This window comes from Pseudomonas sp. 2822-15 (genome assembly GCF_002742515.1).
In the GTDB taxonomy this organism is placed as follows: domain Bacteria; phylum Pseudomonadota; class Gammaproteobacteria; order Pseudomonadales; family Pseudomonadaceae; genus Aquipseudomonas; species Aquipseudomonas salomonii.
In genome coordinates, this window is sequence record NZ_LJRY01000199.1 from 174,640 (window position 1) to 196,745 (window position 22,106).

At 61.8% G+C, this 22,106-nt stretch carries 17 protein-coding genes; 2 read left to right on the forward strand and 15 right to left on the reverse strand.

All coding sequences use genetic code 11. The annotated features are described in order from the left end of the window. Window positions 1-57 precede the first annotated feature (57 nt). The 8 genes from AOA59_RS20040 to AOA59_RS20075 form a co-directional block, all read right to left on the reverse strand. Window positions 58-357, reverse strand: a complete 300-nt coding sequence (locus tag AOA59_RS20040) for a DUF6124 family protein (RefSeq protein WP_099488840.1) — start codon at window positions 355-357, stop codon at window positions 58-60. Window positions 358-730: 373 nt separating this feature from the next. Next, window positions 731-2,371: a BatD family protein gene (locus tag AOA59_RS20045; RefSeq protein ID WP_099488841.1), complete on the reverse strand. Its 1,641-nt coding sequence runs from the start codon at window positions 2,369-2,371 to the stop codon at window positions 731-733. Then, the gene (locus AOA59_RS20050; RefSeq protein WP_069786348.1) at window positions 2,368-4,107 is read right to left on the reverse strand and encodes a tetratricopeptide repeat protein; all 1,740 of its coding nucleotides are present in this window, start codon (window positions 4,105-4,107) and stop codon (window positions 2,368-2,370) included. The genes AOA59_RS20045 and AOA59_RS20050 overlap by 4 nt, the downstream gene beginning before the upstream one ends. Continuing rightward, window positions 4,104-5,192: a VWA domain-containing protein gene (locus AOA59_RS20055; protein ID WP_065931297.1), complete on the reverse strand. Its 1,089-nt coding sequence runs from the start codon at window positions 5,190-5,192 to the stop codon at window positions 4,104-4,106. The genes AOA59_RS20050 and AOA59_RS20055 overlap by 4 nt, the downstream gene beginning before the upstream one ends. Beyond that, window positions 5,185-5,679 (reverse strand): DUF4381 domain-containing protein, encoded by a 495-nt coding sequence (locus tag AOA59_RS20060; RefSeq protein WP_017136650.1) that lies wholly within the window; start codon window positions 5,677-5,679, stop codon window positions 5,185-5,187. Before AOA59_RS20060 ends, AOA59_RS20055 begins: the two co-directional genes overlap by 8 nt. Then, on the reverse strand, window positions 5,676-6,608 hold the full coding sequence (locus tag AOA59_RS20065) for a DUF58 domain-containing protein (protein WP_056860262.1): 933 nt from the start codon (window positions 6,606-6,608) through the stop codon (window positions 5,676-5,678). Before AOA59_RS20065 ends, AOA59_RS20060 begins: the two co-directional genes overlap by 4 nt. Window positions 6,609-6,613: 5 nt before the next feature. Continuing rightward, complete coding sequence (locus AOA59_RS20070; RefSeq protein WP_003174327.1) at window positions 6,614-7,573, reverse strand: MoxR family ATPase; 960 nt, start codon at window positions 7,571-7,573, stop codon at window positions 6,614-6,616. 279 nt (window positions 7,574-7,852) lie between these two features. Continuing rightward, the gene (locus AOA59_RS20075; protein ID WP_099488842.1) at window positions 7,853-8,206 is read right to left on the reverse strand and encodes a hypothetical protein; all 354 of its coding nucleotides are present in this window, start codon (window positions 8,204-8,206) and stop codon (window positions 7,853-7,855) included. Window positions 8,207-8,698: 492 nt separating this feature from the next. Here AOA59_RS20075 and AOA59_RS20080 point away from each other — a divergent pair, with 492 nt between their 5' ends. After that, window positions 8,699-13,567 (forward strand): NAD-glutamate dehydrogenase, encoded by a 4,869-nt coding sequence (locus tag AOA59_RS20080; protein ID WP_099488843.1) that lies wholly within the window; start codon window positions 8,699-8,701, stop codon window positions 13,565-13,567. Between the two features lie 187 nt (window positions 13,568-13,754). On the opposite strand, the gene AOA59_RS20085 is transcribed toward AOA59_RS20080, so the two are convergent. The 4 genes from AOA59_RS20085 to AOA59_RS20100 form a co-directional block, all read right to left on the reverse strand. Beyond that, window positions 13,755-14,357, reverse strand: coding sequence for a hypothetical protein (locus AOA59_RS20085; protein WP_065931300.1), 603 nt, complete (start codon window positions 14,355-14,357; stop codon window positions 13,755-13,757). A gap of 69 nt (window positions 14,358-14,426) precedes the next feature. Beyond that, window positions 14,427-15,125, reverse strand: a complete 699-nt coding sequence (locus AOA59_RS20090; RefSeq protein ID WP_099488844.1) for a GntR family transcriptional regulator — start codon at window positions 15,123-15,125, stop codon at window positions 14,427-14,429. A gap of 17 nt (window positions 15,126-15,142) precedes the next feature. Next, window positions 15,143-15,844: a FadR/GntR family transcriptional regulator gene (locus tag AOA59_RS20095; RefSeq protein ID WP_065931302.1), complete on the reverse strand. Its 702-nt coding sequence runs from the start codon at window positions 15,842-15,844 to the stop codon at window positions 15,143-15,145. A 145-nt stretch (window positions 15,845-15,989) separates the two neighbouring features. Next, window positions 15,990-17,315, reverse strand: a complete 1,326-nt coding sequence (locus AOA59_RS20100) for a C4-dicarboxylate transporter DctA (protein ID WP_169986452.1) — start codon at window positions 17,313-17,315, stop codon at window positions 15,990-15,992. A gap of 217 nt (window positions 17,316-17,532) precedes the next feature. Between AOA59_RS20100 and AOA59_RS20105 the strand changes: the two genes are divergently transcribed. After that, window positions 17,533-18,162: a DNA-3-methyladenine glycosylase I gene (locus tag AOA59_RS20105; protein ID WP_069786351.1), complete on the forward strand. Its 630-nt coding sequence runs from the start codon at window positions 17,533-17,535 to the stop codon at window positions 18,160-18,162. 50 nt (window positions 18,163-18,212) lie between these two features. Here the strand turns inward: AOA59_RS20105 and AOA59_RS20110 are convergent, their stop codons facing one another. From AOA59_RS20110 to AOA59_RS20120, 3 genes are all read right to left on the reverse strand, one after another. Further along, window positions 18,213-18,980, reverse strand: coding sequence for an SDR family oxidoreductase (locus AOA59_RS20110; protein ID WP_056860254.1), 768 nt, complete (start codon window positions 18,978-18,980; stop codon window positions 18,213-18,215). Between the two features lie 22 nt (window positions 18,981-19,002). Further along, the gene (locus AOA59_RS20115) at window positions 19,003-20,070 is read right to left on the reverse strand and encodes a phosphotransferase family protein (protein ID WP_099488845.1); all 1,068 of its coding nucleotides are present in this window, start codon (window positions 20,068-20,070) and stop codon (window positions 19,003-19,005) included. A 130-nt stretch (window positions 20,071-20,200) separates the two neighbouring features. Continuing rightward, window positions 20,201-22,093, reverse strand: a complete 1,893-nt coding sequence (locus tag AOA59_RS20120; RefSeq protein WP_099488846.1) for a pilus assembly protein TadG-related protein — start codon at window positions 22,091-22,093, stop codon at window positions 20,201-20,203. Window positions 22,094-22,106: the final 13 nt, after the last annotated feature.

Below are 22,106 nucleotides of genomic sequence, written 5' to 3' on the forward strand. Positions count from 1 at the left end.
CCAGTTGATGCCATCGCAGGCAAGCCAGCTCCCACACAAGCCACTTCCTACTGAGGGTTAGGCGGCGTGCAGGCACTCCAGTGCGCGGTCGGCAAGGGTTTTGGCCTGGTTGATCAAGTGCTCGGTGGCGCCGGCCATGTGGTGTTCATCGCCTGTCAGCGTTTGGCGCGTGCCTGCGGCAGTGGCGGCTGCACAGCGCAGCAAATCGCAGATTTGGGCGAGGGCGTCTTCGAAGCTGAGGTCGTGATGCACGGTGAAGGACGGCGGTGGGGCAGGTTGCAGGTAGTGGCGCAGGGCGCGCTCAAAGAGTTCGCGGTCGGGGGTGAAGCGGGGTGGGTCTGGGACGATTTTGGTCATGAATGAAACTCCTAAAAGGTTGGGAGCCATTCTTTTGCAGATCTCACTCAACAAAAGGTGGCAGCTATGTGCGGGGTGAGATAACCGGTCAGGAGCACCCGGCCAGACCTAAGTCTGCCCGCACACAGCCGCCATAGAGCATGTTGCTCGCGGTTGTGGCACTTGGCACTCCGTTCACAGGATCTCACTCCTGATCGCTGATATGCAGCGACGGAGCGAAGGCTAGCCACTGAACTGAGCAGGCGCAAGGCCAAGGGATTGTCTAGGAAACTTCCCGCAAATTAAAGGGATATGGACTGCTGGCCTTTAACAATGCATGTCGCCCAGGCAAGCCAGCTCCCACATGGGTTTTATGGTGTGAGCTGGATCAAGATTACTTGGGGTACAGCGGCGGCAAGCTGGTGGTATCCGTCGCCGGGTCTTGCTCGCGCTCGACCATTGGAATCGCCTTGACCGCACGCCATAAATCTTCACCCAGCCAATACTGGCCGCTCTCGCTGTACAGCGCGCCATTCAACCCATCCAGGGCATCCGACAACGGCACAAATCGCGCCGCCATGTCGGCCAGGGTTTCCGGCTGTTGCCGCGCCCAGGCATCCAGCGCCTGGCGTGTGGCTTGCGGGTCGTTGGCCTGGGTGGCGCGTTTGAGGTCGTCCAGCAGCGAGCGTGGGCTCGGGCCGGTTTGGGCCGCGCGCTGCACGGCAGGTTGGCGACGCGCGCGCCACCACAGGCCGAAACCCAACAGCGTGGTGCAGGCGAGTATCAAGGTGCTCAGTTGCCACAGCCACAGGCGGCTATCGTCCGGTGCGGTAATCACCGTTGGCGTGGCGGGCGTGTCCACCACCAGGCTTGGGTTGGTCGCCACTTGCAGCGTGCGCGCGGGCAGGCTGGTGCGTTCCAGGTGATCCTCGTGGGTGTTCCACCACACCACTTCCACGGCGGGCATTTCCACGCTGCCGGCGCGGGTCGGCACCAGGGCTTCGCGGTCTTCACGGCTGCCGATCAGGCCTCGGTCGCTGTTCTGGTTGGCGAGTACCGGCTGGTCCGGGTAACGGCGCAGGCCGTTGACCTCGCTGGTGGGCAGTGCCGACAGTTGTGCGCTGGACAAACCCTCGGCCTTGACCGTGAGGCTGCGCGTCAGGGAGTCGCCGACTTGTACGTGATCGGGTTCAGGGTTCCAGGCTTCACTCAGGGTCAGGCTGCGCGCAGGCAACCAGGCCACGTCGGCGGGGTAAAATTCCGGCTTGGGCTTTACCGTCAGTGGCAACTCGGCCGAGCTGACATGAATCAACTTGCCCGGTTTGGTGCCTTGCAGGGTGTTCTCCTGGTGCGGCCGCGATTCCACCAGGGTGGCACTGAAGGTCTGCGCCGGTATCACCAGGGCGCCGCTGCGCTGCGGGTAGATCGCATAACGGGTTTCGATCACACCGTGTCGAATGCTGTTGATGACCTTTTCGTAGGTGCGCGACTCGCCCAATTGCTCGATGCGCGCATCCGGGATTTGCAACGGCGTGAGACTGCTGTCGTCATACAGCGACACCGAGTGGTACACGCGCACGGTCAACAGTGCCTGGGCCTGCACGTACACGCTGCTCTGGTCGAGGTTGGCTTCGATAAACACCGGGGCCAGTTCGGCGCTGGTGTTCTGGCTGGCGGTTTCCAACACTTGCAGGCTGATCGGCTGGGTCTTGAGTTCGCCCACTTGCAGCGGCGGAATCACCACGGTGCCGTTTTCCTTGGGCAGCAACGTGATGATCCAGCGCGTGGTGGCGTGGTTATCGCCGCCCAAGGTGGTGAGCTGGTTGATCTGACGCGTGCCGCTGACTTCGAACTGCGCATCCAGCGGTGACAAGTCGGGTTTACCGAACTGGGTGACGTCACTGGACTCCACCGTCAGCTCCACCGTTTCCCCGGAATTGACGCGGCTGCGGTCGACACTCGCCACCAGGTTGGCCGCCTGGGCGTGGCCTGCCGAGAGTGCAAACAGGAGCAGAAGGGTGGTGCGGCGGCTCATCGAGTCTTGTCCTGATGTTGTTGCTGTTCGTACCAGAATTTACGCCGCAGCAACTCGCCGGGGTTGTCCGGGATCTGCTGCAGCCATTGCTCCAGCGCCTGGCGATGCTCGCCATCGAGGCTGGCATCGGCGGGGCGCAAGGGCGGGGTGGTGGTGTGCTCGTCGCCCAGTTCGCTGCCGGGTACGTCATTGCCGCCGGCTTTGGGGGTGGCGCCCGTCTGGTTGTCGCCGGCACTGGCCTGGCCTTGGCCTTGAGGCGATTGCTCGCCGCCCGTGGCACTTTGGCCGCTGGCGCCCGGTTGCGCAGTTTGGCCGGGTTGGGTGGTTTCGTCATCCTCATTTTTGGCGGGCTTGGCCGGTTCCGGCTGGGCTTTTTCCTGGATCAGGCTTTCGACCAGGGCTTTGTTTTTCAACGCCGGTTGCAGGTCTGGCTGGGCTTCGAGCGCTTGCTCGTAAGCGTCGATGGCGGCTTCCAGTTCACCGGACTTGGCCAGGGCGTTGCCGCGATTGTAGTGGGAATAGGCGTCGTTGCCCTGGGCAAAACGCTTGATCGCCTCGGCGTAGTCGCCCGCCTCATACAGCGCCACGCCTTGCCATTGCGGGTCTTCGAAGTGTTCGGCGGCCTCGCTGGGGCGCTTTTTCTTCAGCAGGTATTGGCCTTGCTGGTCGGGGCGCAGCCACAGGTCCTGAAGTTCAAAGGCATAGCTGGGCTGCGGCGCGCCCAACAGCAGCAACGGCAAACAGAACAGCCAGCCACGGCGGCCCGCGCAGGCGGCGAGCAGCAACAGGGGCAGCAGCAGCCAGTAACCCTGGTCGGCCCAGGTATCGAGGTGCAGCAGTTGGCCGTCATTGCGCAGTTGTTGCGGGCCGTCGAGCAGGTTGAGCTGGCGCAGGTCTTTGTCGTCCAGGCGCGCGGCGCGGTAACGGCCGCCCATCTCACTGGCAAAGGCTTTGAGGGTCGGGCTGTCCAGGCGCGGCACCAGGATGGCGCCCTGGTCATCCTTAAGGAACTCGCCGCTTTCCTGGGTCACCGGCGTGCCTTCGCGGCTGCCGATGCCGAGGATCGACAGGCTCGGGGCCTGGGCGCTCTGCAACTGCAGGCGGATGCCCTGGCGCTCCTGTTTCGACAGTGACGAGCCCACCAGCAGCAGGCGCCCCTGGCCAAGGCCGGCCTGCTTGAGCAGGCTCAGGGCTTTTTCCACCGCCAGGTCGGCGCGATGGCCGGGCTCGGGCATGATCGAGGGGCGCAACGCTTCGAGCAGGTTGCGGCTGGTGGCCAGGTCGTCCGACAGCGGCACCAGCGTGTGCGCGCTGCCGGCATACACGACGATGGCGGTGGGCGCGTTGTCACGTGCTTGCAGCAAGTCGTAGAGCTTGCGCCGCGCCTGTTCCAGGCGATTGGGCGGGCTGTCGGTGGCAAGCATTTCCGGGGTCAGTTCCAGCAGCACCACCACCGGGTCGGCGGGTTTCTGGCTGTTCTGTTCAACCCTTTGCCAGCTGGGGCCGAGCAACGCCAACACGGCCAGCAGCCAGGCGACGCCCAGCACCACCCACGGCGATTTGCTCTCGCGGCCGTTGCCGCCACTGAGCAGCACCGCATGAAAGGCCGGCGGCAAAATCATCTGCCAGCGCCCGGCGCGCTTTTGCCGGTGCCACAGCTGCCACAGCAGCCAGCCGAGCAACGGCAGCAGCAACAGCCACCAGGGGCGGAACCAGTGCGGCCACAGGTCGATCATCGACGCCTCCGCAAGCGCAGGCGTTTAAGGCGTTGGCGCCATTGCGGGTGTTGCTGCAAAAAAATGCCTTTGGTCGAGAGCTTATTGAACCAGCGTTGCAATGCGTTATTGGGCCAGCGCTCCTGCACCACCAGCAGCATGCTCAGTATCAGGGCCAGCGTCAGGGGTGCGCTGTACAGCGCCTGGGCCGGGCGTGCCTGGGTCGGTTGTTGGGCCACCGGTTCCAGCTGATCGAGGGTTTGCTTGATCTTTTGCAGCTCATCGCCGTCGCGGGCGCGGAAGTAGCGGCCACCGGTGGCGTCCGCGATGGCCTTCAAGGCCGGTTCATCCAGGTCCAGGCTCGGGTTGACGCCCAGGATGCCCAATGAGCCGGTTTGCTCCGGGTCGGCGCCGATGCCGATCGGGTAGATTTTCACGCCTTCTTCGGCCGCCAGGCGCGCAGCGGTCAGCGGGTCGATCTGCCCGGCGTTGTTGGCGCCGTCGGTGACCAGGATCAGCACGCGGCTTTGCGCCGGGCGCTGGCGCAGGCGTTTAAGCGCCAGGCCAATCGCATCGCCGATGGCGGTGTTTTTACCGGCGATGCCGATGCGCGCTTCATCCAGCCAGGTGCGCACGGTGCGCCGGTCGAAGGTCAGCGGCGCTTGCAGGTACGCCTGGCTGCCGAACAGGATCAGGCCCACGCGGTCGCCTTCGCGGCTTTCCAGGAAGTCGCCGAGCAAATGCTGCACCAGGCTCAGGCGGCTGACGTCATCGCCCTGCCAGTGCATATCGGGAAAGTCCATGGAGCCGGACACGTCCACGGCCACCAGCAGGTCACGGCCGCTGGCGGCAATCGGCAGCGGTTCGCCGAGCCATTCCGGGCGCGCGGCGGCGGTCAACAGCAGTAACCACAGCACCACGAACGGCGCTTGCTGACGCCAGCCGGGCAGGTTGACCCGTGCGCGGCGGCGCGCCAGGCCTTCAAGGTCGGCCAGGTAGCTGACCTTCAGCGCGGGCTCGCCGCTGTCGGCCACCGGCAGGATAAAGCGCATCAACCACGGCAAGGGCAACAGGGCGAAGATCCACGGCCAGGCGAACTCAAACATGTTTGCGAATCCAGGTATCGACCGCTTGGGTCAGGCCGGCGATGGCCTTGTCGTCAAGTTTGCATTCGGGTTTGTAGGCGCCTTCGACCAACACCATCCAGCGCGTAAGGCCGGCGGCCGGGCAACGGTTGTCGAGGAACGCCAGCCATTTGCGCCCGTTGAGCGTGTGGCTCTGGCTGTAGGGGTAGTCGTTGCGGCACAGGCGCTTGAGCAGGCCATTGAGTTGTTGCAGCCAGGCACCGGCGGGCGCGCCGTCGTAGGGTTTGGGCATCAGTGCCAGTTCGGCCAGGGCGGCGATGCGCAGCGGGTCCAGTGGTTGTTCGGCACGGGCCACGGGGCGGCGTGTGGGCAGGAACCGGCGCAACCACCACAGGCCCCAACCCAACAATGGAATCACCAGCAGCAACAACCACCAGCCCGGCGCAGGCGGCCAGAAGCCGATGGCCGGTGGGGCGATCAGGGGCTGCAGTTGGTCGAGGCTGCTCATTGCTTTTTAACCGGGCGTTGCGGGTTGAGGTATTCGCGCAGTTGCTCGACCATTTCGCTTTGGGTGCTTAAGGGCATCAATAGAATGCGCAGCTTCTGTGCAAGCAGTTCCCAGCGCGCAATACGCTCCTCGGCCTGGGCTTTGTAAGCCTGGCGCAAATCGAAGTTCAGGGTGTCCAGTTCCAGTTGCGCGCCTCTTTGTGCGAAACGCAGCAGCCCCGCAGCGGGCAGGGCGTGGTCCAGCGGGTCAGAAATAGGCAGCAACAGCAGGTCGCAATGCCGTGACAACAGGCTCAGTTGCTGCTCGGCACCTTCGGTCAGGGCGCGCTCGTCGCAGATCACAATGACCAGGCTGCCCGGGCGCAGCACTTCGCGGCCACGGCGCAGGGCCATGCCCAACGCGTCGGCTTCGGGGCGACTTTCGGTGTTCAGGCTCTGGTTCACCCGCACCAGGCGGTTGAGCAATTGCAGCAGGCTTTGTTTGCTGCGCCGGGGTTTGATTTCGTAGTGTTCGCTGTCGCCGAACACCAGCCCGCCGACACGGTCGTTATGCCCCAGCGCGGCCCAGCCGATCAGGCTGGCGGCTTGGGCGGCGAGCACCGATTTGAACATCTGTCCGGAACCAAAAAACAGCCGGCAGCTTTGCTCGACCATGATGAAAATCGGCCGTTCGCGTTCTTCGTGGAACAGCTTGGTGTGCGGCTCCTGGGTGCGCGCCGTGACGCGCCAGTCGATGGTGCGCACATCATCGCCGGCCTGGTACACGCGCACCTGGTCGAAGTCGACCCCGCGCCCACGCAGCTTGGAGTGGTGCAGGCCGATCAACGGGCTGCGCTGGCTGGGTGTGGAAAACAGCTGCACTTCGCGAACGCGATGGCGCATCTCAATCAATTCACTGAGCGTGACGCGGATTCCATCGCCGGCATTCATGGGGTTCAAGCGACGGCTACGACGTCGAGAATGCGTTGCACCACGCGGTCCTGGTCAATGCCGGCCGCTTCGGCCTCGAACGACAGAATAATGCGATGGCGCAGCACGTCGAACAGCACCGCCTGGATATCTTCGGGGCTCACAAAATCGCGCCCGGCCAGCCATGCATGGGCGCGGGCGCAGCGGTCGAGGGCGATGGAGCCGCGCGGGCTGGCGCCATAGGCGATCCACTCGGCCATTTCCGGGTCGAACTTGGCCGGGGTGCGTGTGGCCATGACCAGTTGCACCAGGTATTCCTCCACCGCATCGGCCATGTACAGGCCTAGGATTTCCTTGCGCGCGGCAAAAATCGCCTGCTGGCTTACGCGCCGTTCAGGCTTGGTTTCGCCATTGAGTGCTTCGCCACGGGCCTGTTGCAGGATGCGCCGTTCGACGGCCGCGTCCGGGAAGCCGATTTTGACGTGCATCAGGAAACGGTCGAGCTGGGCTTCGGGCAACGGGTAAGTGCCTTCCTGCTCGATGGGGTTTTGCGTGGCCATCACCAAAAACAATGGCGACAGGTCGTAGGTGCTGCGGCCCACGCTGACCTGGCGTTCGGCCATGGCTTCGAGCAGTGCCGATTGCACCTTGGCCGGGGCGCGGTTGATTTCGTCCGCCAGCACCAGGTTGTGAAAGATCGGGCCTTGCTGGAACACGAAGCTGCCGGTTTCCGGGCGATAGATCTCGGTGCCGGTGATGTCGGCGGGCAGCAGGTCGGGGGTGAACTGGATACGATGGAACTGCGCTTCGATGCCTTCGGCCAGCTCTTTGATGGCCTTGGTCTTGGCCAGGCCCGGTGCGCCTTCGACCAGCATATGGCCGTCGGCGAGCAGGGCGATCAGCAGGCGATCGATGAGTTTTTCCTGGCCGAGAATCTGCGTAGAAAGAAAGGTTCGCAGCGCAAGCAGCGCTTCACGATGTTCCATCGATGACGGTTCCTGGAGAGATGAGCCCCAACGTCGAAAAAAACCGCCGGGCCTGGGGCGTCTACTTTAATGCATCGCGGGGTGCGGCGACTAACGGCGCGGGCGGTATTTTTAGCAAAACGTGTAGGATTTTTGTGTGCAGCGTACAAATTTCACCAAAGGTTACTCGGTCCCTGTGGGAGCCGGCTTGCCTGCGATGCAGGCACCTGGGTGTATCAGGTACTCCCAATTGAAGCCATCGCAGGCAAGCCAGCTCCCACATTTGAGCGGTGGAGCTGGCTAAATACGGGTAAAGGTGCCGGTGCCCTTGAGAATGTTCTGCAAGGTTTCTTCGACTTCAGCCATATCCGCCGCAGCGGTGGTGTGGGTGATCGCCAGGCAGTCCTTGCCGCCCAGTACATCGGCATCGCCGGCCGCCAGTTCAATCACCAGGGTGGTGTCACTCAGGGCGACTTTCAGCCCGTCCAGGGTCGACGGCTCATAGTCCCAGGTCAGTTCAACCTCATCTTCGTCCGGGTAGCGGCTGAGCATGAACATCTCGCCATTTTTGCCGTGACAGCACAGCATGGCCATGTTGTCTTCTTCGTCGTCGCACGGAGTGGCCATCAACGCATCAGTGTTCATTTGCAGCATGGGAAATCCTGTAGGGGGGAGGGCGCAGCGAGGCAATTGTGCCATTGCGGCGAATTTTGTGCTGCATTCTGTGTCAGAACCAATGCATGACTTGACGGGCAACATCAGTCATTTTTGATACTCGACAGGTTGGAAATAGCCGGTTTTTCTTCGGAAAAATTCGGGTTGCCCAAGTCGCAACCCCAAGCCTGCGTACCGATGACCGAATATGTCGCAGCGTCGCAAGCAGCTGTCTTCCTACACTCGTTAAGCTGCGCAACGGATGTGCCCTGTGCCGGGAGCCTGACCTGCCCGTCTTACCGTCGTCTGGCGTGGAGTGCATCTTATGGAAGTTGTATGTGACCTCATTGTCTTGTCCAGCTTCACCCACCTGTCACCCTGATTCGTTTAAGGTGCTTGTTATCAGTACCGACGAACAGCGCTGACGGTCTCCCTGCAAGGGGATAACACGCGACGCTTCCATCAATAACAAGCCCAAGCGGAGTACCACAGATGGCGTTCTTCACCGCAGCCAGCAAGGCCGACTTCCAGCATCAACTGCAAGCGGCACTGGCGCAGCACATCAGTGAACAGGCACTGCCACAAGTGGCGCTGTTCGCTGAGCAATTTTTCGGCATTATTTCCCTGGACGAACTGACCCAACGTCGCCTTTCCGACCTGGCCGGTTGCACCCTGTCTGCCTGGCGCCTGCTTGAGCGCTTTGACCACACTCAACCGCAAGTGCGGGTCTACAACCCCGATTACGAACGTCATGGCTGGCAGTCGACCCACACCGCGGTTGAAGTGCTGCACCATGACCTGCCATTTCTGGTCGACTCGGTACGCACCGAGCTCAACCGCCGTGGCTACAGCATCCACACCCTGCAAACCACTGTGCTCAGTGTGCGTCGCGGCAACAAAGGCGAGTTGCTGGAAATCCTGCCAAAAGGCACCCAGGGCGAAGGCATTCAGCAAGAATCGCTGATGTACCTGGAAATCGACCGTTGCGCCAATGCCGCCGAACTCAACGTGCTGAGCAAAGAGCTTGAGCAGGTGCTGGGCGAAGTGCGCGTGGCTGTGGCCGACTTCGAACCGATGAAAGCCAAGGTCCAGGACCTGCTGGCCGGTATCGACGCCAGCGAGTTCAGCATCGACGGCGAAGAGAAAGCCGAGATCAAGAGCTTCCTGGAATGGCTGGTGGGCAACCACTTCACCTTCCTGGGTTATGAAGAGTTCGTGGTACGTGACGAGGCGGACGGCGGTCATATCGAATATGACACCGGCTCCTTCCTCGGTCTGACCAAATTGCTGCGTGCCGGCCTCACCGCCGAAGACACGCGCATCGAAGACTATGCCGTGGCCTACCTGCGTGAACCGACCGTGCTGTCGTTCGCCAAGGCCGCGCACCCAAGCCGCGTGCACCGCCCGGCTTACCCGGACTATGTGTCGATCCGTGAGATCAGCGCCGACGGCAAGGTCATCAAGGAACACCGCTTCATGGGCCTCTACACCTCGTCGGTGTACGGCGAAAGCGTGCGGGTTATCCCTTACATTCGCCGTAAAGTCGCGGAAATCGAGCGTCGCTCGGGCTTCCAGGCCAAGGCGCACCTGGGCAAAGAGCTGGCCCAGGTGGTTGAAGTGTTGCCCCGTGATGACCTGTTCCAGACCCCGGTCGACGAGCTGTTCAACACCGTGATGTCGATCGTGCAGATCCAGGAGCGCAACAAGATCCGCGTGTTCCTGCGCAAAGACCCGTACGGTCGTTTCTGCTACTGCCTGGCCTACGTGCCGCGCGATATCTATTCCACCGAAGTGCGCCAGAAGATCCAGCAAGTGCTGATGGACCGCCTGAAAGCGTCGGACTGCGAATTCTGGACCTTCTTCTCCGAGTCCGTACTGGCCCGTGTGCAATTGATTCTGCGGGTGGACCCGAAGAACCGCCTGGACATCGACCCGGTTCAACTGGAAAAAGAAGTGGTGCAGGCTTGCCGCAGCTGGCAGGACGACTACGCCAGCCTGGTCGTGGAAAGCTTCGGCGAAGCCCAGGGCACCAACGTGCTGGCGGACTTCCCGAAAGGCTTCCCGGCAGGTTACCGCGAGCGTTTTGCCGCGCATTCGGCCGTGGTCGACATGCAGCACCTCAACAGCCTGACCGAAGCCAACCCGCTGGTCATGAGCTTCTATCAGCCGTTGGGCCAGGTCTCCGGCCAGCGTGAGCTGCATTGCAAGCTCTACCACGCCGACACGCCGCTGGCGCTGTCCGACGTGCTGCCGATCCTGGAAAACCTCGGCCTGCGCGTGCTGGGCGAGTTCCCGTACCGCCTGCGTCATGCCAATGGCCGTGAGTTCTGGATCCATGACTTTGCGTTCATCGCCGCCGAAGGCGTGAACCTGGATATTCAGCAGCTCAACGACACCCTGCAGGACGCGTTCGTGCACATCGTGCATGGCGATGCCGAAAACGATGCGTTCAACCGCCTGGTACTCACCGCCGGCCTGCCTTGGCCCGACGTGGCGTTGCTGCGTGCTTACGCCCGTTACCTCAAGCAGATCCGCCTGGGCTTCGACCTGGGTTACATCGCCAGCACCCTGAACAACCACACCGACATCGCCCGCGAGTTGACCCGGTTGTTCAAGACCCGCTTCTACCTGGCGCGCAAGCTCACTGCCGACGACCTCGAAGACAAGCAGCAACGCCTGGAGCAAGCGATTCTCACAGCCCTGGACGATGTTCAGGTGCTCAACGAAGACCGCATCCTGCGTCGCTACCTGGACCTGATCAAGGCCACCCTGCGCACCAACTTCTACCAGACCGACGCCAACGGCCAGAACAAGTCGTACTTCAGCTTCAAGTTCGACCCGCGTGCGATTCCCGAGCTGCCCAAGCCGGTGCCGAAGTTTGAAATCTTCGTGTACTCGCCGCGTGTTGAAGGCGTGCACCTGCGCTTTGGTAACGTGGCACGCGGCGGCCTGCGCTGGTCCGACCGTGAAGAAGACTTCCGCACCGAAGTGCTTGGCCTGGTAAAAGCCCAGCAGGTGAAGAACTCGGTCATCGTGCCAGTCGGTGCGAAGGGCGGCTTCCTGCCGCGTCGCCTGCCATTGGGCGGCACCCGTGACGAAATCGCGGCCGAGGGCATCGCCTGCTACCGCATCTTCATTTCCGGCCTGTTGGACATTACCGACAACCTCAAGGACGGCGCCCTGGTGCCGCCGGTCAATGTCGTGCGTCATGACGACGATGACCCGTACCTGGTCGTTGCGGCGGACAAGGGCACTGCGACCTTCTCCGACATCGCCAACGGCATTGCCATTGATTACGGCTTCTGGCTGGGTGATGCGTTCGCTTCCGGTGGTTCTGCCGGTTACGACCACAAGAAAATGGGCATCACCGCCAAGGGCGCGTGGGTGGGTGTGCAGCGTCACTTCCGTGAGCGCGGCATCAACGTGCAGGAAGACAGCATCACCGTGGTGGGCGTCGGCGATATGGCCGGTGACGTGTTCGGTAACGGCTTGCTGATGTCCGACAAGCTGCAACTGGTCGCGGCCTTCAACCACCTGCATATCTTCATCGACCCGAACCCGAACCCGGCGACCAGCTTCGTCGAACGTCAGCGCATGTTCGAGCTGCCGCGTTCGGCCTGGACCGACTACGACACCAGCATCATGTCCGAAGGCGGCGGGATCTTCTCGCGCAGCGCCAAAAGCATCGCTATTTCGCCACAGATGAAAGAGCGCTTTGATATTTCGGCCGACAAGCTGACCCCGACCGAACTGCTCAACGCCTTGCTCAAGGCGCCGGTGGACCTGTTGTGGAACGGCGGTATCGGGACTTACGTCAAGGCCAGCACCGAAAGCCACGCCGACGTGGGCGACAAAGCCAACGACGCGCTGCGCGTCAATGGCAACGAGCTGCGCTGCAAGGTCGTGGGCGAGGGCGGTAACCTCGGCATGACCCAATTGGGCCGTGTGGAATTCGGCCTCAATGGCGGCGGTTCCAACACCGACTTCATCGACAACGCCGGTGGTGTGGACTGCTCCGACCACGAAGTGAACATCAAGATCCTGCTCAACGAAGTGGTGCAGGCCGGGGACATGACCGACAAGCAGCGCAACCAGCTGCTGGCGAGCATGACCGACGAAGTCGGCAACCTGGTGTTGGGCAACAACTACAAGCAAACCCAGGCACTGTCCCTGGCCGCGCGCAAGGCTTACGAGCGTGCTGCCGAGTACAAGCGCCTGATGAGCGACCTGGAAGGCCGTGGCAAGCTGGATCGCGCCATCGAGTACCTGCCGACCGAAGAGCAGCTTGTGGAGCGTGCCTCCACCGGTAAGGGCCTGACCCGTCCCGAGCTGTCGGTGCTGATCTCCTACAGCAAGATCGACCTCAAGGAAGCCCTGCTCAAGTCGCTGGTGCCCGATGACGATTACCTGACCCGTGACATGGAGACCGCGTTCCCGCCGAGCCTGGTGGCCAAGTTCGGCGAAGCCATGCGCCGTCACCGCCTCAAGCGCGAAATCGTCAGCACCCAGATCGCCAACGACCTGGTCAACCACATGGGCATCACCTTCGTTCAGCGACTCAAAGAGTCGACCGGCATGAGCCCGGCGAACGTGGCCGGCGCTTACGTGATCGTGCGTGACATTTTCCACCTCCCGCACTGGTTCCGTCAGATCGAAGCCCTGGACCACCAGGTGTCCGCCGACGTGCAACTGGAGCTGATGGATGAGCTGATGCGCCTGGGCCGTCGCGCTACGCGCTGGTTCCTGCGCAGCCGTCGCAACGAGCAGGACGCTGGCCGCGACACCGCGCACTTTGGTCCGCACCTGGCGGCGTTGGGCCTCAAGCTCGACGAACTGCTGGAAGGCCCGACCCGCGAAGGCTGGCAGAACCGCTACCAGGCCTACACCGAAGCCGGCGTACCGGAGTTGTTGGCGCGCATGGTTGCCGGTACGACTCACCTGTACACCTTGCTGCCGATCATCGAAGCCGCCGACGTGACCGGGCATGACGCCGCCGAAGTGGCCAAGGCCTACTTCGCCGTCGGCAGCGCCCTGGACCTGCCGTGGTACCTGCAGCAGATCAGTGATCTGCCGGTGGCCAACAACTGGCAGGCTCAGGCCCGCGAAGCGTTCCGCGACGACGTGGACTGGCAGCAACGGGCGATCACCATCTCGGTGCTGCAAATGGCCGATGCGCCACAAGACATGGAAGCCCGCGTGGCCCTGTGGCTTGAGCAGCACCAGGACATGGCCGATCGCTGGCGCGCAATGATGGTCGAAATCCGTGCAGCCGTCGGCACGGACTACGCCATGTATGCGGTCGCCAACCGTGAGTTGCTCGACCTGGCATTGAGCGGTCAGTCGGTGCTGCAACCGGCTTGATCCCTCGGTAAAACAAAAGCCCCCGCCTCGTGAGAGGCGGGGGCTTTTTGTTGGCGCCACATTCATCAAACCCCACACACCCAATGTGGGAGCTGGCTTGCCTGCGATAGCGGTCTTTCAGTAACAGGAAGGCTGCCGACCCACCGCTATCGCAGGCAAGCCAGCTCCCACACTTGATCTTCCAGCGTTAACGACTACCCAAACACGGCTGGATAACTTTTTTTAACCCATCGTTGTTTGCCGGCAATGTGAAGGTTGCCGTCAGCGGCTTGCCGCCTGCCATGGCGGGCGCCAACCAAAGTTTCAGCGTCTGGCCCCGTGAGGCATCACTGGCCCAGTAGGCCAGTTCATCACGCGGCACTTGGGTGCTGAACGCAAAGACGGTTCCTAGCTGGAAAGACCCGGCGTAAGCCCAAACGCCGCTGACCGAAAGCTCAATGGCCGTGCGGGTTCCTGTGGCAATACGCAACGGCCCACTGGTACTGGCGTCTGGACCATGAAAGGGTTCAATATCGAAGCCCAACGATTGCGGCTCTATTTGCAGCGCCAGCCCGGCCGTTGGGTTTCGCGGGTGGCAGCTGATTTCCAGGCTGGCCTTGGTGTGGAAGTTGTTGTAAGCGCTGTCACCAAAAGTCCGTGCGGTGGTCAACATCGGGTTGTCGACGTCGGGCCGCTCAAGCAACCACACGGGGTGCGCGGGTGTGATGATTACGTCGTCACCGGCGTGTGCGTAAACCGTGAGCGATGGTATGAAAAGAGCTGCGAGCAACGTAAAGGCAAAGGGTTGCATCGAAGTATTCATCCGTAGGTGGGCCTTGATGTAAGGAATGAATGCATTCTGCAGCTTAGCGGACGCTCGTTATGTCGGGCGTTTCCCAAGCGGGAGTAGTTTGTCTTCCAGGTGATCCAGATGCCGGCTCATCAGGCTTGTCGCGCTGCGCACGTCGCGTTGCTCCACCGCATCGACAATCGCCAGATGCTCCTGCCACGCGCAGTAGGTGCAGGCTTTCGCTTCATATTGCGCAATGATCAATGACGTCAACGGCACCAGGCTGTTGAGGAATTGCGCCAACGGGGCGTTGCCTGCCATCTGCGCCAATTGCAGATGAAACTCCCCCGATAATCGAATGGCCGGCCCGCGCTGGTCGCGTTCGATGCAGTCGCGCTCCCGTGCAATCAACTCGCGCAGCTGGCGTATCTGCGTGGTGGTCGCCTGGGCGCACGCCAACTGCACCACGGTGATCTCGGTCATCCGCCGTGCTTCCAGGATCTGCCGCGTCTGTTGCGCATCCGGCGCCGCCACCTGGGCGCGCTGGTTGGGGCGCAGGATGATCACTTGCTGGTGGGACAGTTTGGCCAGCACACGGCGAATCACGCTGCGGCTCACACCAAAGGTTTCGCCCAGGCTCTCTTCGGTAAAACGGCTGGCCGGGGCGATGCGTTGTTCGAGGATGGCGTCGAACAGGCGTGGGTAGATGTCATCCACCGACAGTTTTTTGCCGCCAACCAGGCGCAGGGCAGGGAGGACGGCATTGCGTTGCAGGGCGTGGGCGCTCATGGTCGGTCTCCAAAAAATCAGCTGCCCAGATGGTCGTCCGGGATGTTCAAACGAATGCCCATGCGCAGGCCTTCCTGGAGGATGTGCCGGCGCATTTCGGCGCTGGCCAGGGCGCTGTTCTTGTTGCGGATGGCGCGCACCACGGCGTCGTTCTCCTGCAGGCGTTCGGCCAAGTGCTCGGGCGAATTGCGCAGTACCTGGGCGCTTTGCTTGAGGGCGTTGCTGGTCTGCTGCACCACGTTCTGGAAGATCGGGTTGGAGGTCAGCGCGAACAGCTCTTCGTGAAAGCCGATGTAAGCGTTCATACCCGCTTCGGCGTCGCCGGCCTCCAGGGCTTCGCGCATGTCCATCAAGGTCAGGCGCAATTGGCCGACTTCCTTGCTGCTGATGGACTGGGCCACCAGGCCGACAATAAAGGGTTCGAGGGTGTAGCGCAGTTGCAGGATATCTTCGAGGCTGGCGTCGGCCACGGCGTCGCTGGATTGCGGTTCGTTGACGCTGGTTTCCAGCACCACCACGCCTTTGCCGGGCATCGAGCGCACCAGGCCGAGGGTTTCCAGCACGATCACGGCTTCGCGCAGGCTCGGGCGGCTGATGCCCATCTGCTCGGCCAGTTCACGCTGGCCGGGGAGCATGTCGCCCTGGCGCCATTGGCCCCGCTTGAGTGCGGCGCGCAGTTTTTCTACGACTGAATTGACGACGGTTGAAGTGCTGATCACGTCTACGTCTCCTTGGATGTTGCCAATACGATGACGATTCCATGTGGGAGCTGGCTTGCCTGCGATGACTGACTGTCACTTAACATCTTTATGGCTGACCCACCGCTATCGCCGGCAAGCCAGCTCCCACAGTTGAATTATGTTGCTAGAACTCCTGATGCGCCGGCAGCACCGGCTTCTTGGCCTGGAAGGCATACCCTTGCTCGCCGTCGAGCACCTTGTTGGCGCGCTGGATATCAATGTCTTTTTCCCAACGGGCGATGGCCACGGTGGCCACGCAGTTGCCGATCAGGTTAGTCAGCGCGCGGCCGATGCCCATGAACCAGTCCACCGCCAGCACCAGCACCAGGCCGACTACCGGAATCGCCGGGATCGCGGTCAGCGTGGCCGCCAAAATCACCAGCGCCGAGCCCGGAATGCCATGGGCACCTTTGGAGGTGATCAACGACACCAGCAGGATGGTCAGCAAATCAGTCATCGACAGCGGCGTGCCGGTGGCATTGGCGATAAACACAATGGCCAGGGTCAGGTAGATTGAGAAACCGTCGAGGTTGAACGAATAACCGGTCGGAATCACCAGGCCGACGGTGGAGCTGCCAATGCCCAAGTGCTCGAGTTTACGCATGATCTGCGGCAATACCGCGTCGGAGGAGGCGGTGCCCATCACGATCAGCAGCTCTTCGCGCAGGTACTTGAGCAGCGGCAGCATGCGCAGGCCGGACAAACGCATCACCAGGCCCAGCACCAGCCCGACAAAGGCAAAGCAGGTCAGGTAGAACAAGCCCACCAGGCTGCCCAGGTGTTGCAGAGAATCGAGGCCGTAGGTGCTGGTGGTGAAGGCAATGGCGCCGAATACACCGATTGGCGCCAGGCGCACGATCATGCCCATGATGCGAAAGATCACATGGCTAAGTTCGTTGATCAGCCGCGAGATGCCGGAAGCGGCTTCGCCCACCAGGTTCAGCGCGCTGCCGAACAGCACCGAAAACAGCAGCACTTGCAGTACGTTGTTGTCGGCAAAGGCGCCGATCACCGAGTTGGGGATCAGGTCCATCAGGAACTGGCTGGTGCCGCGAATGTGCTGGCCCTTGTCGGCCAGTTCATTGAGGCCGGCGGACGACAGCTGCTCCAAGTGAATATTGGCGCCTTGGCCGATACCGGTGCTGAACGCCATGATCAGGCCGATCACCAGGGCGACGGTGGTCAGCACTTCGAAGTAGATCACTGACTTCAAGCCGATGCGCCCGACCTTCTTCAGGTCGCCGGCACCGGATATACCGCTGACCACCACGCAGAATACGATCAGGCCGATCAGCATTTTGATCAGCTTGATAAAGCCGTCACCCAGGGGTTTGAGTTGCGAGGAGAATTCGGGAAGGGCCAGGCCGCAGATAACGCCTAACATCAGGCCAATCACGACTTGCAGGAAAATCGAACGCGAGCACCATCTGAGCATGGGAGGGATCTCTATTCGGTGCCCTGGTGGTTCCAGGGCTTAATTGTTGTGGTCTTACCGGTATGTCCAGTGCGAGGCCAGTCTACGCCGGGTTTTTTTCAAATCACAAGTAAATATTCGGCGGTTGCCAGGTCCCGGTCTGACCAGTTGGTCGGTATGGGTGATGCTTGAGCGGTTGGCAGGTAATATTTTTTTTCGCTTATCATCCGCGCCTTGATTGGCGAGGTGACACATGGATAGACCCGGGCTGACCACCGACGCAGCAGGCCAGACGCACTGCACCTGGCGCACTGCCGCACCTGAATATCCGCGTTACCACGACCACGAGTGGGGCGTGCCGGTGGCAGACGATACCCAGCTGTACGAGAAAATTTGCCTGGAAGGTTTTCAGGCGGGCATGGCGTGGATCACCATTTTGCGCAAGCGCGAGCAGTTTCGGGCGGCGTTTGAAGGGTTTGATTTTCGCCGCGTTGCGCAATACGGCGAGGCCGATATCGAGCGGCTGATGAACGACCCAGGCATCGTGCGCAACCGCGCAAAGATCGTCTCGACCATCAACAACGCGCGCCGGGCCTGTGAACTGGTGGACGAAACCGGTTCGCTGGCGCGCTGGTTGTGGGCATTTGAACCTCCGCCAGAGGAACGCCCGGCGGTGGTGGACATGGCTTACTGGACCGGCAACCCGACGTCACCGGCATCGGTGCGCTTGTCCAAGGCCTTGAAGAAACGCGGCTGGACCTTTGTTGGCCCCACCACGATGTACGCGCTGATGCAGGCGATGGGCATGGTCAATGATCACCTGGAGGGGTGTGTTTGCCGAGCGCGCATAGAGACGCTACGCCAACAGTTCAAGCGCCCTTGAGTCAACGACTGCCGCTCCCACAGGGGATTGGCAGTGCCTGCAGGCTCTGGTCAGGACAGGAAACCACCGTCCACATTCAGCGACACACCGGTGGTGTAGCTGGACGCATCGCTGGCCAGGAACAGCACCGCACCGGCCATCTCGCTTGGGTCGGCCACGCGCTTGAGCGGGATCTGCGCCAGGGCCATCTTCAGGATCGAGTCGTTCTTGACCAGCGCCGAGGCGAACTTGGTGTCGGTCAGGCCCGGCAGCAGCGCATTGCAACGGATGCCGAACGCCGCGCATTCCTTGGCAAACACCTTGGTCATGTTGATCACGGCGGCCTTGGTCACCGAGTAGATGCCCTGGAACACACCCGGGGAGATGCCGTTGATCGAGGCCACGTTGATGATGCTGCCGCCGCCGTTGTCGCGCATCAGCTTGCCGGCTTCCACTGACATGAAGAAGTAGCCGCGAATGTTCACGTCAACGGTCTTCTGGAACGCGCCCAGGTCGGTGTCCAGTACGTTGCAGAATTGCGGGTTGGTTGCGGCATTGTTGACCAGGATATCCAGGCGCCCGAACTGCTCACGGATACCGGCGAACACCTGGGTAATCTGCTCCATTTCACCAATATGGCAGGCCACGGCGGTGGCTTTGCCGCCGGCGGCGATGATCGCATCGGCCACGTGCTGGCAGCCTTCGAGCTTGCGGCTGGAGACGATCACATGCGCACCTTGCTGGGCCAACAGCTTGGCGATGGCTTCACCGATGCCACGGCTGGCGCCGGAAACAAATGCGATTTTGCCGTCGAGGTCGAACAGGTGGGTCTTGGACATGCTGGGTTCCTTGCTCTTGTAGTCAGAGGGCTGATTTAGCGATGACATTCAGGCTCATTTGCTCCAGCAGCTTGTTCATATGGATGAACTGCGCAAAGCGTTTGTCCTGGGTCTGGCCGTGGAAAAAACGGTAGTAGATCTGCTGCACAATGCCGGCCAAACGGAACAGGCCATAGGTGTAGTAGAAGTCGAAATTGTCGATCCGGATGCCGGAGCGTTCGGCGTAATAGTCGACGAATTGGCGACGAGTCAGCATGCCCGGCGCATTACTGGGTTGGCGGCGCATCAGTTGTACCGGCGCAGGGTCCGCGGCTTCGATCCAGTAGGCGAGGGTGTTGCCCAAGTCCATCAGCGGGTCGCCCAACGTGGTGAGTTCCCAGTCCAGTACGCCGATGATCTGCATCGGGTTGTGCGGGTCGAGAATCACGTTGTCGAAGCGGTAGTCGTTGTGCACGATGCTGGCGGTCGGGTGGTCAGCCGGCATCTTGTCGTTGAGCCACGCGCGCACCTTTTCCCAGCTGGGTGCGTCGGGCGTCAGGGCTTTTTCGTAGCGGTCGCTCCAGCCGCGAATCTGACGGGCTACATACCCTTCGGGCTTGCCCAGGTCGGCCAGGCCACAGGCGGCGTAATCCACCTGGTGCAGTTCAACGAACTTGTCGATAAAGCTTTTGCACAGTGCCTCGGTCTTGGCCGCGTCCAGGCCCAGTTCGGCCGGCAGGTCCGAGCGCAGGATGATGCCGTTGACGCGCTCCATCACATAGAACTCGGCGCCGATCACCGATTCATCAAGGCAGTGCACATAGGCTTTGGGGCAATACGGGAAGCCGTCCTTGAGCTGATTGAGAATGCGGTATTCGCGGCCCATGTCGTGGGCGGACTTGGCTTTGTGGCCAAACGGCGGGCGACGCAGCACGAATTCCTGGCCGGGGTATTCCAGCAGGTAAGTCAGGTTGGACGCGCCACCGGGGAACTGGCTGATTTTGACCGGGCCGGCAAGGCTCGGAATATGCGCCTTGAGGTAGGGATCGATGAGGCTGGCATCAAGTTCTTCGCCGGGGCGAATCTGGGTCGATTGGTCGTTAAGCGCCATGCTTATCCCTTCTGCTTATTCTAAAGGCCTTGGACTATTGGCTAATCTAATGCGCACCGCCGCCCAGCGACAAGGTCGGGGCGGCTTAATAGGTTAGCGTGTTGGACGATGATCAGTGGGCCTGATGTGCTCAAATCACCAGCATCGCGCGGCCACCGGGATTGCAGGACAGGTTGGCACCGATTTCGACTTTTGCCAGGTCGATGCCAAGGCCGGCGAGCAGGTTGTTGACGATGGGGTCGAGCAGCGGGCCGAGCAGCCCGGCAATCAAACCGCCCAGGGTGGTGAGCAAACCGTTGACCACGCCCGTGACCAGGCCCAGTACGGCGCCCAACAGGCTGGCCATTTTGGGCGGGTGGTTGATCAGTTGGACGCCGGTGAGTGTTTCCTTGAGGCTGCTGACCGCGTTCGAGCTGGCGAATGCGTAATAGAGCGGTTGCTGGTTGATAGCGGGCGGGTCGGTGTAGGTGTGCGCACGCGCGCTTTTCAACACTTCGCTGTCGACTCGGACGCCCAGGCCGCCCGCGGCAAAGGCCTGCCTGTTGCCGCACACGCCGGTGCCGCGCTTGCAGGTTTTAGTGCCGATATCCACCAGCGGGTACTCGTCTACCTTGAGTGTTTCGGTGGATGAGTACAGGTTCTTGGGGTCAACCTGGCCAATCATCGCGCGCAATGCCGAGGTTTCGCCGAGTACCGACAACGACTTTTTACCGCTGTCGCAACGGTAGCCGGTGACCCTGGCGCTGCCGCCGGCCGCTTCCAGGGCGATATTGAGGGTGTCGCCGATTTCCAGGCTGGCGACCAGGCAGCAATTGGGGTCGAGCAAGCCAAACAGCCCGCCCAACAGGTCACTGAGCGCCTGCACCACGCCCCCCAGCAGGTTATTGACCAGGGTGACGATCGGCAATTTGACCGAGATCAAGGTGCGCACTTGGGCGGTGCGCACATAGATGGGCTGCCTGGCGATATCTTTGGGGTTGCCGATGCTGGAAACCTGCCCCGGCTCGATCACTTTGGTCGACAGGGTCACGCCGAGCAGGCCCAGCACATTGACCGGCAGCTCCACGGCAACCGCGCTGGCTTTGTTCGACAGTTGCACAAAACCCTGGATCAGGTTGAACAGTTGCAGGTTCACATCCAATGCAGTTTTGTCGGTGCCGTTCTGGATATTGATCAGGTCGCCCAGGTGCAGGATCTGCGAGCCCGGCGCAATCAGCTTGATGGCTTCCAGGTCGTTGATCACCACGTTGACCGCATCACCGCCCAGCTTGAGCACATCAATGGCCGCCTGGATCAGTTGGCCGACGGTGGCGTCGGTCTTGAGCAACTGGTCGTAGTTGCCGGCGCTGACTTTCAATTCGATGGCCAGGGCATCCAGGTACTTGAGCAGGCTGATATCGGTATTAAGCAAACCGTTCCAGCCCACTGCGTCCAGTTGCAACTTGCCGCCCAGCAGGCCACCGATCAAGGCGTTAAGGGCAACAGACTGGGTGCTGTCCACGGTCAATAAGGTGCTGCGAACCGTGAGCTGGGCAACCGTGGGGGTTGGCGCGGCGGCGACGGCAGTGGCGCTCAGCAGCGTTGTGAGGTTGACGGATTGGCGCGAGAACAGGGTGAGCACGCCATGGGCAAGGCTGGTGTGCACGCGATGGGTGGCAACCACCCGGATGGCGTCGGTTTTGTTCGGGTCGGCGCTGAACGTGCGCATAAAATCTGCGCCGGTGGCGAGGGTGCCGCAGGCGGTGGCCAGGGTGCGATTGTCGTCGAGGCTGAAGTTGTTGCGCGCCGCGCTTTCAGTTGCAAACTGCGCAGCATTGTTGGCGGGCGCCGCACAAGTGCCGCTGCGGCTTACCGCCTCCAGCGCCGCGGTGTCGGCCACACGCTGCAATTTGCGCTTCTCCAGGTACAGGCGACCGCTGTCGACCACCAGCAGCAGAAACAGCAGCGCAATACCGAGGGTTAACGCGCCTATCAGGCCGATGGCGCCGCGCTGGCGGGCCGGGCCGAGTCCATGGCCAATCATTGTGCGTTCCTTC